Genomic DNA, 17,157 nt, shown 5'->3' with positions numbered 1-17,157 from the left:
CACGGATCACCGGTTCCAACCATCGCGTCTCGGCACATGGGCTGTTCCTCGCATGGCGGGAAAGCGGTGGGGCCGCGGCGTCGACCGTCCGATGAGAATGTCGGCGATCCGTAGGCGATGTGTCGGTGGCCGTCGGAACCATGGGGGCGTTGCCCCGCAGGGCAGCCGCAACCGCCTTCGCCAGCAGGGAGCCCCGCCGTGACGTCCACGCCCTCCACTTCGCCCTGGGATGTTCAACGGCTGCCGCGTGCCGATGGCAGCGTCTTCCTGGTCACCGGCGGCAACGCCGGCATCGGGTACTTCGTCGCGGAGCAGTTGTCGGCCACCGGGGCCACCGTCGTGCTGGGCAGCCGGAATCCCACGAAGGCCGAGGCCGCGATGGCCTCGATCCGTGCGCGAGTCCCCGGAGCACGGGTGCGGGCCGTGCGGCTGGACCTCGCGGACCTCTCGTCGCTCGCAACGGTGGCGGGAGCACTGGACGTGGAACGCCTCGACGCGGTGGTCCACAACGCCGGCGTCGCGCTCGACGACCCGCCGCGAAGGGAGACGGCGGACGGTCACGAGCTCATGTTCGGCACGAACCACCTGGGGCACTTCGCGTTGACCCGGTGGCTCATGCCGCTGCTGTCGGCCGCGCCGGCAGCCCGCGTGGTGACCATGGGCAGCTTCGCGGCCAAGTCCGAGCGCCTCGATCCGGACGATTTGCAGTCCCGGAAGGGCTACCGGCCCAAACGCGCCTACGGGCGCTCCAAGCTGGCGCAGATGTACTTCGGCGTCGAACTCGACCGCCGGCTGCGCGCCGCCGACAGCACGGTGGCCAGCGTGGTGGTCCATCCCGGCGGCGCGCTGGATGCCCTCACCCCGTCACGACCGCCGCTCCCTGCGCGAACGATCGGCGCACGGCTGAGCACGGCGCCCGCGGCGCTCCTCCTCCAAGGCAAGGACGCCGGCGCATGGCCAGCGGTGCGGGCCGTACTGGATGTGGATGTGCGTGGAGGTCAGCTGTGGGGACCACGCGTCTTCGGTCTGCGCGGCGAGCCCCGACGCGAACCGATGTGGAACCACCTCGCGGACGCCTCCGTCGCGGCGCGGTTGTGGGAGGCGAGCTGTGAGCTGACCGGCCTCGACCCCGATGTCGTCCCTGGATAGCGGCGGCCACAAGCGCATCAACCCGATCCGGCCGCGCGCCGTAGCTTACTGATCTTGCTCATCAATCGGTCGATTCATCAAACAGCTGCATCCCCCGCCAGTAGGCGAGATTGTGCCAGGTGGTGAGGGTGACGGGGTGGTCATCGCCCAGTACCCGCGCCCGGTCGACGAGGAGCTCGGCGAAAGCGGCCGCGGCTCCGGCCGCATCCCCCGCCTCACCCTGGCAATGGGCGAGATTGTGCCGGGTGGTGAGGGTGGAGGGGTGGTCATCCCCCTGCACCCGCGCCCGGTCGACGAGGAGCTCGGCAAAAGCGACCGCGGCCCCAGCCGCATCCCCCGCCCTCCCCCGCCAGTAGGCAATATTCCCCCGCGTGGTGAGGGTGTCGGGGTGATCCGCCCCCAACACCCGCACCCGGTCGACGAGGAGATCGGTGTAGGCCGCCGCGGCTCCGGCCGCATCCCCCGCCTCACCACGCCAACGGGCGACATGGAGCCGGGTGGCGATCGTGGAGGGGTGGTCATCCCCCTGTACCCGCGCCCGGTCGACGAGGAGCTCGGCGAAAGCGACCGCGGCCCCAGCCGCATCCCCCGCCCTCCCCCGCCAGTAGGCAATATTCCCCCGCGTGGTGAGGGTGTCGGGGTGATCCGGCCCCAACACCCGCACCCGGTCGGCGAGGAGATCGGTGTAGGCCGCCGCGGCTTTGGCCGCACCCCCCGCCTCACCCTGCCAGTAGGCGAGATTGTGCCGGGTGGTGAGGGTGTCGGGGTGGTCATCGCCGAGCACGCGCACCATGTGCTCCAGCAGCTCGGCGAAGGCGGTCGCGGCTCCGGCCGCATCCCCCGCCTCACCCCGGAAGTGAAGGGCATTGCCCCGGGTGGTGAGGGTGTCGGGGTGGTCCGGTCCCAGCACCCGCACCATGTGCTCCAGCAACTCGGCGAAGGCGTCCCTGGCTGCGGTGGCATCCTCCGCCTGACCCCGCATGCGGGCGAGTTCTCCCCGGGTGGTGAGGGTGTCGGGGTGGTCATCGCCGAGCAGCCGCACCTTTTGCTCCAGCAGCTCGGCGAACGCAGTGTCAGCCCCGGCCGCATCCCCCGCCTCACCCCGGAAGCGGGCGAGGTTGTGCCGGGTGGCGAGGGTGACGGGGTGGTCCGGTCCCAGCACCCGCACCATGTGCTCCAGCAACTCAGTGAGGGCGGCCGCGGCTCCGGCCGCGTCCCCCGCCTCGCCCCGGAAGCGGGCGAGGTTGTGCCGGATGGCGAGGGTGACGGGGTGGTCATCGCCGAGCACGCGCACCATGTGCTCCAGCAGCTCGGCGAAGGCAGTGGCAGCCCCGGCTACGTCCCCCGCCTCACCCCGAAAGCGCAAGAGTTCGCCCCGGATGGTGAGGGTGAAGGGGTGGTCCGGCCCCAGACGGCCGTGGGCGACACTGGCCATGTGGTGGAAATGCTCGATGGCGGCGGCAACTTGGCCGGTATGGCCCAGGCTGTAGCCGGCGTGGAAGAGCACCCCATGGACACCGTCGGACTGGTACAAGGCGTCTTCGGCGTGGCCGGTGAGGGCGGTGGTGTTGGCGCGCAGGTTCTGGGCGATCGCGCTATCGCGTTCGATGTCGGGCCAGGCGGCCATCAGGGCGTCGGCGGCGGCACGGGCGGTTTCGTCGTACACCTGGGAGGTGAGGGTGTCCCGGGCTGCACGTTGGATGAGCTGGTGAATACGTATGGCTTGGTGGGGGATGTCAGGGGCGTGGTCGATGAGGTTGAGGAGGTGCAGGGCCCGCAGCGCGTCCCTGACATCCCGGTCCGTCACGTCGCCGCTGTAGCCCTGGTCAGGCGTCGTCTCGGTGCGGTGCTGGGCGAGATAGCGCCGAGCTGGCCGACTGGTCAGGACATCCTGGGAAATACCGTTGCCATCCAGCATGGCGGCGAGTTGGAGTGCTGGGCGGGCCAGGCCGACGGGCCGGAGGGCGTCGGCGCGCTCGATGGACAGCGACCATGTGGTGGCTACGGCGGTGGTCTGGTCGTCCGGCAGGGTGCCGGGCTCGGGCACGCTGCCGAGCTCGGTGGTGCGCTCAGCGAGGCGGCGGCGGTAGCTGGCGCAGTGGGTGTGAGCGCACCCGGGGCAGTCGATGGGGATGTCGGCTTCGATGATGTACGCGGCGGCCTGTGACAGGGCCAGCGGCAGGTGGCCGAGATCCTGGGCCAGTGCCTGGATCTCGGCCGGGTGGTCGTGCCGCCCGTGCTCGGCAAGGAACCCGCTCAGGTAGGTGGCTGCCTTCTCGGGCGTGAACACGCCGAGATCGATCCGGTGTCCGGGCACGGCGACGTCGCGTCGGCGCGTGGTGACCACCGTACGGCCGTGCGGGTTCTTCGCGGGCCAGAGGTCGGTCATGTCGGCGGGATCGGTGACATCGTCCAAGACGACCAGCCACCGGCAGGCCGGTTCGGAGCGCGACGGGCTGGGCTCCAGCCAGCTCCTGAACGCCTGTGCGGAGCGCTCGGGATCACCGGGTTCCGCGGCAAGCAACTCTTCAGCGGCCTGGGCGTAGGTGGAGATGATGGCGTGCCGGCTGCTGGCGCTGACCCAGACCAGTACGTCCAGTTCTCCTGTGTTCCGCGCCTCCCGGGCATAGTGGGCAGCGAGCTGGGTCTTGCCGACCCCACCGGTGCCACGCAGTACCTGGCACAGCACGGCCGTGCCGCCGCCGGTCACCGCTGCCCGTAGCTGCTCGATCTCGTCCCGTTCCTGGAAGGCCGCTGCTTCGCGGGGGATGACGCCGACCTGGTGAGGCCAGGGCGCCGGAGTTCGCGGCGCGGCGTAGTAGGCGACCCGGCCGCCGTCGGCCACGTAGGCGACGGCCAGGCTGTGGTCACGGGCGTGGGAGGTGACGCTTCCCGGTAGCTGAGTGGTGGGAGGCGGACGGGTGGGGGTGGGCTGGTGATGGCCGGGTCCGTTCAGCCCTGGGACGGATCCGGCACTGGAGGGGTGCCGGTATGCGCCCCTCCAGAGATCATCCCAGCCGCGATCGAACCCCCGTCTGCGCGAACATCCATGTTGCCGCCCACTGCCAGGCCACCCGGCCCGGCAGTCGTGGCGCCCCGCGGGGCATGCTGCGCGAGCAGGCCGCGCAACTGGTCGGCCGCCTGGTCACGTTCGCGTTCGCTCAGGCTCTCCAGCACTGTCTCGATACGAGCCTGCCAGGACCCCTCCAAGCGGATCCGGGCCCGCTCGGTATCGGCCGGGTCCGCGGCCTGGATGTCGGCCCTGGTCTGGTCCAAGCGCTCCAGTTCGTCCAGCTCGCGCTGCGCGTCGCCCCGGCCCAGCCAGCGGGCAACCGCCTGACGCACTCCAGCCCACGCGTCCGTCCCTGCCGCTGCCACCACTGCCGTACCACCGGACGCGGCCAGCGCGGTCAACACTTGATCGAGCATCCTGCCCTCCCCGTGTCGAGACTGCTGTCCGGACCGTAGCGCCGCACAGGGCGTTCTCGCAGAGACTTGCCGCAACACAGTCCTGCATCTCCGGCGGTTCCGAAAAGGGGCCCGATCGCCGTGTCCCGCGTGACTCCCCCGGGCTCAGTCTTGATCCGCCTCGTCGTGGTGAATCTGCTGCAGCGGACGCAGCCCAGGAGCCGGGGACTGCAGATCGCCGGCGTTCGCCAGCGCCCGGGGGTTCGGCACGGTGACCGTGGCAAGGTTCAGGCGTGCGTCCATGCCGAGGTTCACCTCCTCGGAGGGGCGCACATGGAACCGGAACAGCGGGGTCGGGCCGCGCCGACCCAGGCGACGAGAGTGTCCGCCGGCAGCCGGGGCGTGGCGTTTCATACGGCGAAGAGGCGGGCGGCGTTGTCGTGGCAGACGGCGCGCAGCCAGTCGTCGCCCAGCCGCAGCCGGGCCAGGGACTCCAGGGCGTGGTGGTAGGTGTAGGGGATGTTGGGGAAGTCGGTGCCCAGGAGGGTGCGGTCGGCGAGCTCCCGCAGGCGGGCGGTCTCCCGGCGGGGGAACGGGGAGACGGCTTCGGTGAAGTCGGTGAAGGCCATCGTCGTGTCCAGATATACGCCGGGATGGCGGGTGGCGAGGTCGAGGAAGTCGCTGTATTCGGGGAGTCCCATGTGCGCGACGACCAGGCGTGTCCCGGGGTGGCGGCGCAGCAGGCGGGCCATGGGACCGGGGCCGGTGTGGGCGCCGGGGGCGGGTCCCGAACCGCAGTGGGCGACGACGGGGATGCCCCGGCTCGCCAGGTGGTCCCAGACAGGGTCGAGGAGCGGGTCGTTGGGGTCGTACCCGCCGACTTGCAGGTGGGCCTTGAAGACCCGGGCGCCCTGCTCGACGGCGCGGCGCACATAGCGGGCCGCTTCGGGTTCGGGGAAGAAGGTGGCGGTGTGCAGGCAGTCGGGGTGGCGGGCGGCGAAGCCGGCGGCCCAGGAGTTGAGCCAGGCGGCCATGCCGGGCTTGTGCGGGTAGAGCATGGCGGTGAAGCGGCGCACGCCGAAGGCGCGCAGCCTGGCGACGCGTTCGTCCTCGCCGGTGCGGTAGGTGATGGGCCACGGCCGGGCGGTGAGCGGGCCCGCGGCGTCGAAGTAGGCCCACACCTTGCGCATGACCCGGTCGGGCATGAAGTGGGTGTGGACGTCGATCAGTCCGGGCAGCCCGAGCTCCTGCCAGAAGCGCCTCACGTGCTTCTGCTCCGCGCCGGTGGGCTGCCGCGTGGGCGAAACGTCGGTGGTCATGGACCTCATCCTGCCGCGAGCCTCCGCACTGCGGCAGGACGGGACCCATCACAGGGCAGGGGGTGCCCTCCTCCCGGGCCTCGCGCCCCGCTCACTTCACGAAGTCGTCCACGACCTCGGGCGGCCAGGTGCCGACCTTGAGCACGCCCATCGAATAGGCGCGGGAGACGAGCGCGGTGCGGTTGCGCACCTTCAGCTTCCGCAGCAGACAGGTCACGTGGTATTCGACGCCGTGCGGGCTGAGGAAGAGGCGCGAGGCCAGGGGGACGGTGGATATACCGGCGGCGATGCCCTCGAGGATGCGGGCGTCCATGGCGGAGAGGACCTTTTTCCGGTTGGTGACGATCCGGGGCTCCTCGGTGCCTCCGGTGGTGGGCATCATGACCATGACCGCGTTCGTGCCGGGCAGGCCGCCGCTCACCGCGATCGCGGTGAGGGGAACGGTGAAGGCGGACTCGTCGCCGGGGCGTACCGCGATGACAGGGGTGACGAAACGCTGGTGCTTGCCTTCGAGCAAGTGGGAGAACTGACGCAACAGCGGCTGCTGGACGCTCGGGTGCACCACATCGCGGATGCTGCGGCCGCACAGTTCCTCCGACGAGCGGTTGAACTGCTGGAAGAACTCCTGGTTCGCCTGCCGGATGGTCAGGGCCGCGTCGAGCCCCGCCACGCACATGCCTTGCCGGTCGGGCTGGTGCGCGTCCGCGCCGCCGGCCCGGCCCATCGAGCCGTCGCCTGTCTCCAGGGCGGCCGAATCGATGAGTGTGGGGGCTGAATTCAGCAAAGGAAGATCCCCTTCGTGAAACTTCGCGTTCAGGTGGGATGAATTGGAAGGCTAGTTACCTGTCCACCGGCTAAGCAACGACCGCCATACCGGGGGCACTTAAACCTGCGGCTCCGCCGCGGGAGGGTTCGGCCGAAATCGCGCCAATGGCCATGCCTTTGCGCCACATTCGGGGCTCATCACCACCACCCGTGCGCGGAGGGTTACTGTCCGCGACGGTTCGTCCATCGAAGAACGCCTGCCCACCACGCCCGACGCACCCCAGGAACGCACGGAACGAGGGCACACCACTTCTCTTTTCACCTTCTCGAAACACATCACGAATTCCCGTGGTAACTACTCGCCGGGCCCACCGGCGCCGGGGAACTCGGCGCCCGCCGCGTGGGGCACCGGCCGCGGGGCACCGGGCCGCGGGCGGCGGAGTCTACGGATTTCCCGGCAACTGACGTGAGATCAAAGGTGAGTACGGCCAGCCGACCCGCAAGGGGGCGTGCTCGACGCGCGCCCGCCACCGCCGAAAGGGAACCCATGGACTCCGCCCGACGGCCGATCCTCTTCGTCAGCCTCCCGGAGAGCGGTCTGCTCAACCCGCTGCTCGTACTGGCGGGTGAGCTCTCCCGGCAGGGGGTGGAGGACCTCTGGTTCGCCACCGACGAGCCGCGGCGCGACGACGTGAAGCGCATCGCCGAGCGTTCCCCGGTGGAGTTCGCCTCCTTGGGCGAGGTCGTCTCCGAGCTGTCCGCGGTGACCTGGGACGACAGCGTCTACCGCGAGGTCACCCAGTCCTCACGCTTCAGGGCGCACCGCGCGGTCATCAAGCAGTCCTACAAGCCCGGTCTGCAGGATGTGAAGTACCGCCGGCTCGAAGCCGTCGTCAACGAGGTGCGGCCGGCGCTGATGGTCATCGACTGCATCAGCGGCTTCGCGATCGACCTGGCCGTGGCCCGGGGGATCCCCTTCGTGCTGAGCGTGCCGTTCCTGCCGAGCAATGTCCTGACGTCCCACACCCCTTTCGGGAAGAGCTACACCCCGAAGGGCTTCCCGGTCCCCCACACCGGGCTGTCGGCCCGGATGAGCCTCGCCCAGCGCGTCAGCAACGAACTGTTCAAGATCCGGACCCTGGCGATGTTCTGTACCCCCGAGATGGGCAGGGTCATGGCGCAGGACAACCGGCGGCGCAAGGCGCTCGGTCTCCCCCCGGTCAGCTCGATGACGAGGATCGAGAAGGCCGAGATGATCCTGTGCAACTCGATCGCGGAGCTGGACTACCCCTTCACCGTCCCCGACAAGATGCGGCTGGTGGGCGCGATGGTCCCGCCGCTCCCGGAGGCCCCGGACGACAAGGACCTCAAGGGCTGGCTGGACGCCCAGTCCTCCGTCGTCTACATGGGACTCGGGACCATCACCCGGCTGACCCGGGCGGAGGTCGGCTGCATGGTGGAGGTCGCCCGCCGGCTCGAGGGCCGGCACCAGGTGCTGTGGAAGCTGTCCAAGGAGCAGCAGCGCCTGCTGCCGCCGCAGGAGTCGCTGCCGGCCAACCTCCGCATCGAGAGCTGGGTCCCGTCCCAGCACGATGTCCTCGCCCACCCGAACGTGAAGGTCTTCTTCACCCACGGCGGCGGCAACGGCTTCAACGAGGGCGTGTACTTCGGCAAGCCGCTCGTGGTCCGGCCGCTGTGGGTGGACTGCTTCGACCAGGCGGTCCGCGGCCGGGACTTCGGCATCAGCCTGACCCTGGACCGGCCGCAGACCCTGACCGTCGGCGATGTCGTCGACAAGCTCACCCGAGTGCTGAACACCCCCTCCTTCACGGAGAAGGCCCAGCGGCTCGGGGCCCTGCAGCGCGCGGCGGGCGGCCGCGAGACCGCCGCCTCGCTGCTCCTCGGGCTCCCGGCCCTGGCCTGAGGACAACACCCCCGAGCACCCGGACCATTCGAGAAGGAAGAGACCGACGATGTCGTTCAAGTACCCCGTGTCCAGGCCGGCCCTGGACGGCAAAGAGCTCGAGTACGTCACCGCCACCGTCAGCGACGGCTGGATATCGTCCCAGGGTCCGATGATCCAGCGCTTCGAGCGCGCCTTCGCGGACTACAACTCCATCGCGCACGGCGTCGCCTGTTCCTCCGGGACCGCCGCCCTCACGCTGGCTCTGCGGGCCCTTGGCATCGGCCCGGGCGACGAGGTGATCGTGCCCGAGTTCACCATGATCGCCTCCGCGTGGGCGGTCACGTACACCGGCGCGACGCCCGTCTTCGTCGACTGCGCGGACGATCTGAACATCGACGTCACCCGCATCGAGGAGAAGATCACCCCTCGGACGAAGGCGATCATGCCCGTCCACATCTACGGCCGGCGCTGCGACATGGACGCGATCATGGACATCGCGTTCCAGCACAACCTGCGCGTCGTCGAGGACTCCGCCGAGGCCCACGGCATCCGCCCGGTCGGCGACATCGCCTGCTACTCGCTCTTCGCCAACAAGATCATCACGTCGGGCGAGGGCGGCATCTGCCTCACCGACGACCCCAAGCTGGCAGGGCAGTTGGAGCACCTGCGCGCCATGGCCTTCACCAAGGACCACAGCTTCCTGCACAAGAAGGTCGCCTACAACTTCAGGATGACGGCCATGCAGGCCGCCATCGCCCTGGGCCAGGTCGAGCGGCTGGACGAGATCCTTCAGACGCGCCGGGCGATGGAGAAGCGCTACGACGAAGGTCTCGCCGACGTCCCCGGAATCACCCTGATGCCGCCGCGGGACGTGCTGTGGATGTACGACATCCGGGCCGAACGCCGCGAGGAGCTCCGGGCGTTCCTGACCGACCAGTCCATCGAGACCCGGCTGTTCTTCAAGCCGATGAGCCGGCAGCCCATGTACTTCCACCCCGACTGGCCCTCGCTCAAGGCGAACGTCTTCGCCGAGGACGGGCTCTACCTGCCCACGCACACCGGACTGACCGCCGCCGACCAGGACTTCGTGATCGGCAAGGTCCGCGCGTTCTACGGCGTCTGACCGCAACGCCCGAAAGGGGACATCCGCACATGACACAGGCCGAACCGCAGGTGGTCGACTTCCCGCTGCGCAAGCCCGGCGTGGCCTTCCCGCCCCCGGGTTACGCGGGCTACCGCGAGCAGCAGGGACTGGTCCTCTCGCACCTGCCCAACGGCGACCGGGTCTGGCTGGTCACCCGGCACGAGGACGTACGCGCCGTACTGACCGACCCGAGGATCAGCTCCAACCCCGAGCACCCGGGCTTCCCGAACGTCGGCGAGAGCCTCGGGGTGCCCAAGCAGGACCAGATCCCGGGCTGGTTCGTGGGGCTGGACTCCCCGGAGCACGACCGGTTCCGCAAGGCTCTCATCCCGGAGTTCACCGTCCGGCGCGTCCGCGCGATGCGCCCGGCGATCGAACGCACGGTGGACGAGCGCCTCGACGCGATGCTGGCCGCGGGCGACTCCGCCGACCTCGTCGCCGACTTCGCGCTGCCCATCCCGTCCCTGGTGATCTCCTCGCTGCTCGGGGTGCCCTCGGCCGACCGCGACTTCTTCGAGTCCAGGACGCGCACCCTGGTCGCCATCCGCGCCTCGACCGACGAGCAGCGCCAGGCCGCCGCCAAGGATCTGCTGCGCTACATCAACCGGCTGGTGGGCATCAAGCAGAAGTGGCCCGCCGACGACCTGGTCAGCAGGCTGCTGGCCACCGGCGTGATCGCCCCGCACGAGATGTCGGGCGTGCTGATGCTCCTGCTCATCGCCGGTCACGAGACGACGGCCAACAACATCGCGCTGGGCGTGGTCACCCTCCTGACGAACCCCGAGTGGATCGGTGACGACCGGGCCGTGGAGGAGACACTGCGCTTCCACTCGGTCGCCGACCTGGTCTCCCTGCGGGTGGCGGTCGAGGACGTGGAGATCTCCGGACAGCTCGTCAAGGCGGGCGAGGGCATCGTGCCGTTGGTGGCCGCGGCCAACCACGACGAGAACAGCTTCGAGTGCCCCCACATGTTCGACCCGTCCAGGTCCGCCCGGCACCACGTCGCCTTCGGCTACGGCGTGCACCAGTGCCTCGGGCAGAACCTGGTGCGCGTCGAGATGGAGATCGCCTACCGGAAGCTCTTCGAACGCATCCCCACCCTCGAACTCGCCGTGCCCGCCGACGGCCTGTCCTTCAAACACGACGGCGTGGTGCACGGCCTGCACGCGCTGCCGGTCCGCTGGTAATCGGCAACCCTTCCGTCCGCCGGGTGTGCCGCAGGCCCCCGGCGGGCCCGATCCATCCCAGGAGAGACATCCCCATGCGTATCACCGCCGACACCAGCCGCTGCGTGGGAGCGGGCCAGTGCGTGCTCAACGCACCACAGGTCTTCGACCAGGACGACGACGGACTGGTCAGCCTGCTCCTCACCGAGCCCGGCGCCGACGAGGAGGCCCGGGTCCGGCTCGCGGCCGGCCTCTGCCCGTCCCGGGCCGTCACCGTGCACGAGGACTGACACCCGCCCAGGGGTGACCCGCCTGCCGCGTCCCCCACCACCCACAGCGCTCGAACCCGGGAGTGAAGGTGCCCGTGCAAACAGATCACACAGATCACTACGCGAACGATCCGACCGCCGAACCCGTGGCCGTCATCGGCATGGCCTGCCGGCTGCCCGGCGGGGCCCACTCCCCCGAGGCCCTGTGGCAGCTGCTCTCCGACGAGGCCCACGCGATGTCCGGCTTCCCGGAGGACCGCGGCTGGGACCTCGGCCGGCTCTTCGACGACGACCCCGACCGCCCTGGCACCACCTACGCACGCGAAGGCGGCTTCCTGCACGACGCCGGCCACTTCGACGCGGGCTTCTTCGGCTTCTCCGACCTGGAGGCGACGGCGACCGACCCCCAGCAGCGTCTGCTCCTCGAAGCCGCCTGGGAGACCTTCGAACGGGCGGGCATCGACCCGACGACCCTGAAGGGCACCCGGACCGGCGTGTTCACCGGCGCCACGCACGGCGGCTACGCCACCGGCTCGCCCCTGAACGACGACCGGCTGGAGAGCATGCTCGCCACCGGGACCGTCGGGAGCGCGGTCTCCGGGCGCCTCGCCCACGCCTACGGGCTGGAGGGTCCCGCGCTCACGGTGGACACCGACTTCTCGTCCTCCCTCGTCGCCCTGCACCTGGCCTGCCGGTCCCTGCGGTCGGGCGAGTCCACGCTCGCGCTGGCCGGCGGCGTCACCGTCATGGCCTCCCCCGCGCCCTTCACCTGGTTCTCCCGGCTGCGCGTGCTGTCCCCGGACTCCCGCTCCAGGGCCTACGCGGACACCGCCGACGGCGCCGCCTGGTCCGAGGGGGCGGGGCTGCTCCTGCTGGAGCGGCTCAGCGACGCCCGGCGCAACGGGCACCGCGTCCTGGCACTCGTACGCGGCTCCGCCGTCAACCAGGACGGGGCCTCCGGCGGGCTCACGGCGCCGAGCGGCCCCGCGCAGCAGCGCGTCATCCACCAGGCACTGGCGGACGCCCGGCTGGCACCGCGGGACATCGACGCCGTGGAGGGCCACGGCACCGGCACACCGCTCGGCGACACCGTCGAGGTCGAGGCGCTCCTCGCCGCGTACGGCAAGGAACGCCCCGAAGAGCGGTCGCTGTGGCTGGGCTCGGTGAAGTCCAACCTCGGGCACACCCAGGCGGCCGCGGGGGTCGTCGGGGTCATCAAGACCGTGCTCTCGATGCAGCACGGCCTGCTGCCCAGGACCCTGCACGTGGACGAACCGCCGTCCGGGGCGGACCGGTCCGACGGCTCGCTGCGGGTGCTGACCGAGGCCCGGCCCTGGCCTCGGGAGAGCGGACGGACGCGCCGGGCCGGGGTGTCCTCCTTCGGACTCACCGGCACCAACGCCCATCTGATCCTGGAGGAGGCACCGGCCGAGGACGGCACGGACACCACCACCGCCTCGGCCGGCGCGGCCCGCGCCCAGGCCCCGGCGCCGACCGGTGCCGCGCCCTGGATCCTGTCCGCCCGCAGCCAGGCGGCACTGCGCGCACAGGCACGGCAGCTGGCCGACCGGGTGGCGGCCGACCTGGGACTGTCCGCCCAGGACGTCGCCCACTCCCTGGCCACCACCCGTGCCCTGCACGGGCACCGGGCCGTCATCAGCGGCTCCGGCCGCGCGGAACTGCTGGCCTCCACCGAGGAACTCGCGACCGGCAAACGGGCCTCCCGGGTCACCGTCGAGGACTCCTCGCCGGGCGGGCTGGCCGTCGTCTTCCCCGGACAAGGCGGCCAGCGGCCCGGCATGGGCCGCGAGGCCGCCAGGGTGTTCCCCGTGTTCGCGGCCGCGCTGCGCGAGGTGTGCGCCGTCATGGACACCCTGCTGGAACGGCCGCTCACCTCGGTGATGTGGGCGGATCCGGACTCCGAGCAAGCGGCCCTGCTCGACGACTGCGTCTACGCCCAGCCCGCGCTGTTCGCCCTGCAGGTCGCCCTCTACCGGCTCTTCGAGTCCTGGGGTGTGGTCCCCGACCGCATGGCGGGACACTCGGCCGGCGAGACCGCCGCCATTCACCTGGCGGGCGGGCTGAGTCTGGAGGACGCCTGCACCCTGACGGTCGCCCGGGGCCGGGCGATCGACTCCCTTTCCGCCGGGTCGATGGTGGCGGCCCGGATCTCCGAGAGCGAAGTGGAACCGTGGCTCGCCGAGTGGCAGGGCGCCGTGGCGATCGCCTCCGTGAACGGGCCGCACTCGCTCGTCCTCTCGGGCCCCGACGCCCCGCTGGCCGCGCTCACGGACCGGCTCAACGCCGCCGGCCACAAGACCCGGCGGGTCGCGGTGAACGGCGCCGCCCACTCGCCGCTCATGGACCCCATCCTGGAGGAATTCGGCGCGGTCGCCCAGACGCTGTCCTATTCCACACCCGTCCGTCCCGTCGTCTCGACCGTCACCGGCAGGCTCCTGACCGCCGAGGACGCCCACGATCCCGACCACTGGGTGCGGCACCTGCGGCACTGCGTGCGCTTCAAGGACGCGGTCGACCGGCTCCGCGACGAACACGTCACCGGATTCCTGGAGCTGGGCCCCCATCCCGTGCTCGCGCCGATGGTCGACGAGTGCCTGGACCCCGCCGGCACCGGCTACGGGGCCGCCATCGTGCCGAGCCTGCACGCCGGCGAGAGCGAACAGCAGGCCCTGCTCACGGCCGTCGCCAGGATGCACGCCCACGGCGTTCCCGTGGACTGGCAGGCGGTACTGCCCGGCGCCCGCTCCGTCCCCCTGCCGACGTACGCCTTCCAACGGCGCCGGTTCTGGGCGGCGTCCACGGGTTACCCGGCCCCCGGGACCGCGGTGGACGGCATGGCGGACGCCGCGGACGGGCCCATGGCCGCCGACGAGCCGCCGAGCCTGGCCGACCGGCTGACCGGCCTCGACGGCCCCGCGCAGGACGCCCTCGTGCTGGGCATCGTCCTCACCGAGGTCTCGGCCGCCCTGGGTATCCAGGAGCTGCACAGCGACGAAGGCGGCCGGGCGTTCCTGGACATGGGCGTCACCTCGGTGAGCGCGATGGAGCTGCGCAACCGGCTCGTCGCGGCCACCGGCATGCGGCTCCCGGTCACGCTCGTCTACGACCACCCCACGCCCGACGCCGTCGTCCGGTTCGTACGCGGCAAGCTCACGGTGCCGGCCGCCGTCCGTGACGCCGCCGCCGTCGTGGCCGAGTTGGAGTCCCTGCTCACGACAGGCACACCGGTCTCCGCGGACACGGCGGCGCGGCTGAAGGCGGTGGCGGCCCGTTGCCGGGCCGACGCGCCCGGCCCCTCCCCGGCCGGCGCGTTCGACCTCTCCTCGGCCAGCGACGAGGAACTGTTCGGCCTGCTGGACGGGGCGATGTGACAGACCCGGGTGGGGGCGACCCACGGGGGACAGCCGCCGGGATCCCTTCCCGGCGGCACTCGGAACACTCATCAGCGGGAGATCAGCCATGAGCGGGCTCGCTTCGCCGACCGCCGCCCGGACAGCCAGGGACCTCATGATCGAGGCGGACTGCGTCAGCAAGGCTTTCGGTTCCCTGCGGGCCCTGGACTCGGTGAGCCTCTCGGCACGCCGCGGCACCGTCCTGGGCCTGCTCGGACACAACGGCGCGGGCAAGACCACACTCGTCAACGTGCTCACCGCCGCCCTGACACCCAGTTCGGGGCGGGCGGCGGTCGCCGGCTTCGACGTCACGCGCGAACCCCGCGAGGTACGCAAACGCATCGGCCTCACCGGGCAGTTCGCGTCGGTCGACCCCCAGCTCTCCGGGCGGGACAACCTCGTCCTGCTGGCCCGCCTCCTCGGCGCGGACCGCCGGTCGGCCCGGGCGAGGGCCGACGAACTGCTGGAGCTGTTCGGCCTCCAGAGCTTCGCCTCACGCCGGCCCGGTACGTACTCCGGCGGGCTGCGCCGCCGGCTCGACCTGGCCGCCTCCCTGGTCGGGCACCCGGACGTCATCTTCCTCGACGAGCCGACCACGGGCCTGGACCCGTCGAGCCGGCTCAACCTCTGGGAGATCGTCGAGGACCTCGTGGCCGGGGGCACCACCGTCCTGCTCACCACGCAGTACCTCGACGAGGCGGACCGCCTCGCGGACTCCATCACCGTCCTCTCGGCCGGCGCGGTGGTCGCCAGCGGCACCGCCGCCGAACTCAAGGCCCAGGTGGGCAAGCGCACCGTCACGGTGACCCCGGACCCCGCGGCCGGGCCGGCCGTGACCTGCGCCGCCCTGCGGCAGGCGGGCCTGGAACCGGTGCCGGACCGGGAGAACGGCACCGTCGTCGTCGCCATCGATACGTCGAAGGACGTCGCACAGGTGATCCGGGCCCTCGACCGGGCGGGCGTCGAGGCCATGGAACTGTCGTTCCGCGAGCCGAGCCTCGACGACGTCTACCTCGCCCTCGCCGAGCGTTCCGCCGGCGTCGCCTCATGAACCTCTTCGCACAGACCGTGGAGACCCCATGACCACACCATCCCTCAGCACGGCGAACCCGGCGCCGCCGGTCCCGGATCCCGCTCCGGGACCGGCGGCGGCCGTCTGGAGCGGCAGCTCGACGGTCACGCAGATCCGGGTGCTCACCGGCCGGTCGCTCCGGGCGCTGGTGACCGACCCCGGGGTGCTCGCCTTCGGCCTGTTCCAACCGGTGATCATCCTGTTCATCCTGACCCAGGTCTTCGCCGGCATGGGCAAGTCGACCCACTTCCCCGCGGGGGTCAGCTACCTCGACTTCGTCATGCCGGCGATTCTGGTGGACAACGCGGTGCAGTCCGCCGTCCAGTCCGGGATCGGTGTGGTGGACGACCTCAAGAACGGCATGGTCTCCCGGCTGCGGTCCCTGCCCATCCACCCCGCTTCGCTGCTCATCGCCCGGAGCCTGGCGAACCTGGTCCGGGCCACGATCCAGATCGCCATCGTCATCGTCCTGGCCATCGTCGTCCTGGGCTACTCCCCCAAGGGCGGCCCGCTGCAACTCCTCGCCTCGGCCGGGCTGGCGGTCTTCATCACCTGGACCCTGGGCTGGGCGTTCATCGCCGCGGCCACCTGGCTGAGGCGGGCGGAGCCCATGCAGAACCTCGCGGTCATCGCGATCCTCCCCCTGACGTTCGCGTCGAGCGCCTACATCCCGATCGCCGATCTGCCCGAGTGGCTCAGAGTGGTCGCCAGGGTCAACCCGCTGACGTACGCGATCGACACGGCGCGCGCCCTCGCACTCGACCTGCCGGGCGCCGGGGCCGCCGTCCCCGCCCTGCTCATCAGCACCGCCATCGCCGTCGTGGGCGGCACACTCGCGGTCGTGGGCTTCCGCCGCCCGCTCTGAGCCGGACTTGCGTCCTGGTGGTCGTCGCGGCACCCCGGCTCACGGGGTGCGACGGCCTCCAAGATCAGGGACCGGACGGTCCATACGGAAATCGGCGCCACCGGTCCGACCGGTGGCGCCGATTTCTGTCTCGGCCCCGGAACCCTGTCTCGGACACCAGCCGAAAGGCGCCCGGCACCCCCGGTAGCGTCACCAACAGCCCTACCCAGCGCGCCTGCCCGCACCCACTGAGACAGAACTCGGAGCACCACCGTGCAAGAGACCTGGGACATTGTCGAACGGCTCGTCGAATGGCTCGACGCGGAAAGCACCGTCTCACCGGAAATGGCGCGTCTGCTGCGCGTACTCAAGATCAGTGAGGAGGCCGGCGAAGTGGCCGAGGCAATCCACGGCGTAGCGGGCTCCAACCCCCGCAAAGGCAACAGCCACACCTGGGACGACGTACAGCGCGAACTCTGCGACGTGATCCTCACGGGCATGGTCGCCCTCAAGTCGATCACGCCGGACGCGGCGACGGTCTTCGACGCACGGCTCGCGCACGTCGCCGAGCGATCACTCGGCTGCTGAGCACCTGGCGCCCCGCCCCCTCCGGACTTCCGTGTGCTCCGAGTTGAGCGGGGATGCTGCCGGCCCGCGGCTCGCGCGGGTCCCGGCGCGCCGAGCATCCGAGACGCCCGGCTG

The 17,157-nt window shown here is 71.1% G+C and carries 14 protein-coding genes; 9 read left to right on the top strand and 5 right to left on the bottom strand.

Annotation, left to right across the window (positions count from 1 at the left end):
* Positions 1-198: 198 nt before the first annotated feature.
* Entirely contained in the window at positions 199-1,149 is a 951-nt protein-coding gene (locus ACH427_RS16115; protein WP_398870085.1) for an SDR family NAD(P)-dependent oxidoreductase, read from the top strand.
* A 61-nt stretch (positions 1,150-1,210) separates the two neighbouring features.
* Here the strand turns inward: ACH427_RS16115 and ACH427_RS16110 are convergent, their stop codons facing one another.
* From ACH427_RS16110 to ACH427_RS16090, 5 genes are all read right to left on the bottom strand, one after another.
* Positions 1,211-3,994, bottom strand: a complete 2,784-nt coding sequence (locus tag ACH427_RS16110; RefSeq protein WP_398870084.1) for a tetratricopeptide repeat protein — start codon at positions 3,992-3,994, stop codon at positions 1,211-1,213.
* 107 nt (positions 3,995-4,101) lie between these two features.
* A complete protein-coding gene (locus ACH427_RS16105) occupies positions 4,102-4,578 on the bottom strand; it encodes a hypothetical protein (protein ID WP_398870083.1) in 477 nt (158 codons plus the stop codon).
* A gap of 144 nt (positions 4,579-4,722) precedes the next feature.
* Positions 4,723-4,860 carry a hypothetical protein gene (locus ACH427_RS16100; protein WP_398870082.1) on the bottom strand — a complete coding sequence of 46 codons (138 nt, stop codon included), beginning with the start codon at positions 4,858-4,860 and terminating at the stop codon, positions 4,723-4,725.
* A gap of 107 nt (positions 4,861-4,967) precedes the next feature.
* Positions 4,968-5,876 (bottom strand): amidohydrolase family protein, encoded by a 909-nt coding sequence (locus ACH427_RS16095; protein ID WP_398870081.1) that lies wholly within the window; start codon positions 5,874-5,876, stop codon positions 4,968-4,970.
* 91 nt (positions 5,877-5,967) lie between these two features.
* Positions 5,968-6,600 (bottom strand): LuxR C-terminal-related transcriptional regulator, encoded by a 633-nt coding sequence (locus ACH427_RS16090; RefSeq protein ID WP_398870109.1) that lies wholly within the window; start codon positions 6,598-6,600, stop codon positions 5,968-5,970.
* Between the two features lie 588 nt (positions 6,601-7,188).
* Between ACH427_RS16090 and ACH427_RS16085 the strand changes: the two genes are divergently transcribed.
* The 8 genes from ACH427_RS16085 (at position 7,189) to ACH427_RS16050 (ending at position 17,043) form a co-directional block, all read left to right on the top strand.
* Positions 7,189-8,565, top strand: coding sequence for a glycosyltransferase (locus ACH427_RS16085; protein WP_398870080.1), 1,377 nt, complete (start codon positions 7,189-7,191; stop codon positions 8,563-8,565).
* Between the two features lie 49 nt (positions 8,566-8,614).
* Positions 8,615-9,670 (top strand): DegT/DnrJ/EryC1/StrS family aminotransferase, encoded by a 1,056-nt coding sequence (locus tag ACH427_RS16080; RefSeq protein ID WP_398870079.1) that lies wholly within the window; start codon positions 8,615-8,617, stop codon positions 9,668-9,670.
* Positions 9,671-9,699: 29 nt separating this feature from the next.
* The gene (locus ACH427_RS16075) at positions 9,700-10,878 is read left to right on the top strand and encodes a cytochrome P450 (RefSeq protein ID WP_398870078.1); all 1,179 of its coding nucleotides are present in this window, start codon (positions 9,700-9,702) and stop codon (positions 10,876-10,878) included.
* A 74-nt stretch (positions 10,879-10,952) separates the two neighbouring features.
* Positions 10,953-11,147 (top strand): ferredoxin, encoded by a 195-nt coding sequence (locus ACH427_RS16070; protein WP_398870077.1) that lies wholly within the window; start codon positions 10,953-10,955, stop codon positions 11,145-11,147.
* A 74-nt stretch (positions 11,148-11,221) separates the two neighbouring features.
* Positions 11,222-14,518, top strand: coding sequence for a type I polyketide synthase (locus ACH427_RS16065; RefSeq protein ID WP_398870076.1), 3,297 nt, complete (start codon positions 11,222-11,224; stop codon positions 14,516-14,518).
* An 88-nt stretch (positions 14,519-14,606) separates the two neighbouring features.
* Positions 14,607-15,590 (top strand): ATP-binding cassette domain-containing protein, encoded by a 984-nt coding sequence (locus ACH427_RS16060; protein ID WP_398870075.1) that lies wholly within the window; start codon positions 14,607-14,609, stop codon positions 15,588-15,590.
* A 28-nt stretch (positions 15,591-15,618) separates the two neighbouring features.
* Positions 15,619-16,476 (top strand): ABC transporter permease, encoded by an 858-nt coding sequence (locus ACH427_RS16055; protein WP_398870074.1) that lies wholly within the window; start codon positions 15,619-15,621, stop codon positions 16,474-16,476.
* A gap of 252 nt (positions 16,477-16,728) precedes the next feature.
* Positions 16,729-17,043 (top strand): MazG-like family protein, encoded by a 315-nt coding sequence (locus ACH427_RS16050; protein ID WP_398870073.1) that lies wholly within the window; start codon positions 16,729-16,731, stop codon positions 17,041-17,043.
* Positions 17,044-17,157 lie beyond the last annotated feature (114 nt).

This window comes from Streptomyces sp. NPDC020379 (assembly GCF_044387105.1).
Lineage (GTDB): Bacteria > Actinomycetota > Actinomycetes > Streptomycetales > Streptomycetaceae > Streptomyces.
The sequence above is the reverse complement of the archived record's forward strand: the minus strand, read 5'-3'. Positions and strand labels throughout refer to the sequence as shown.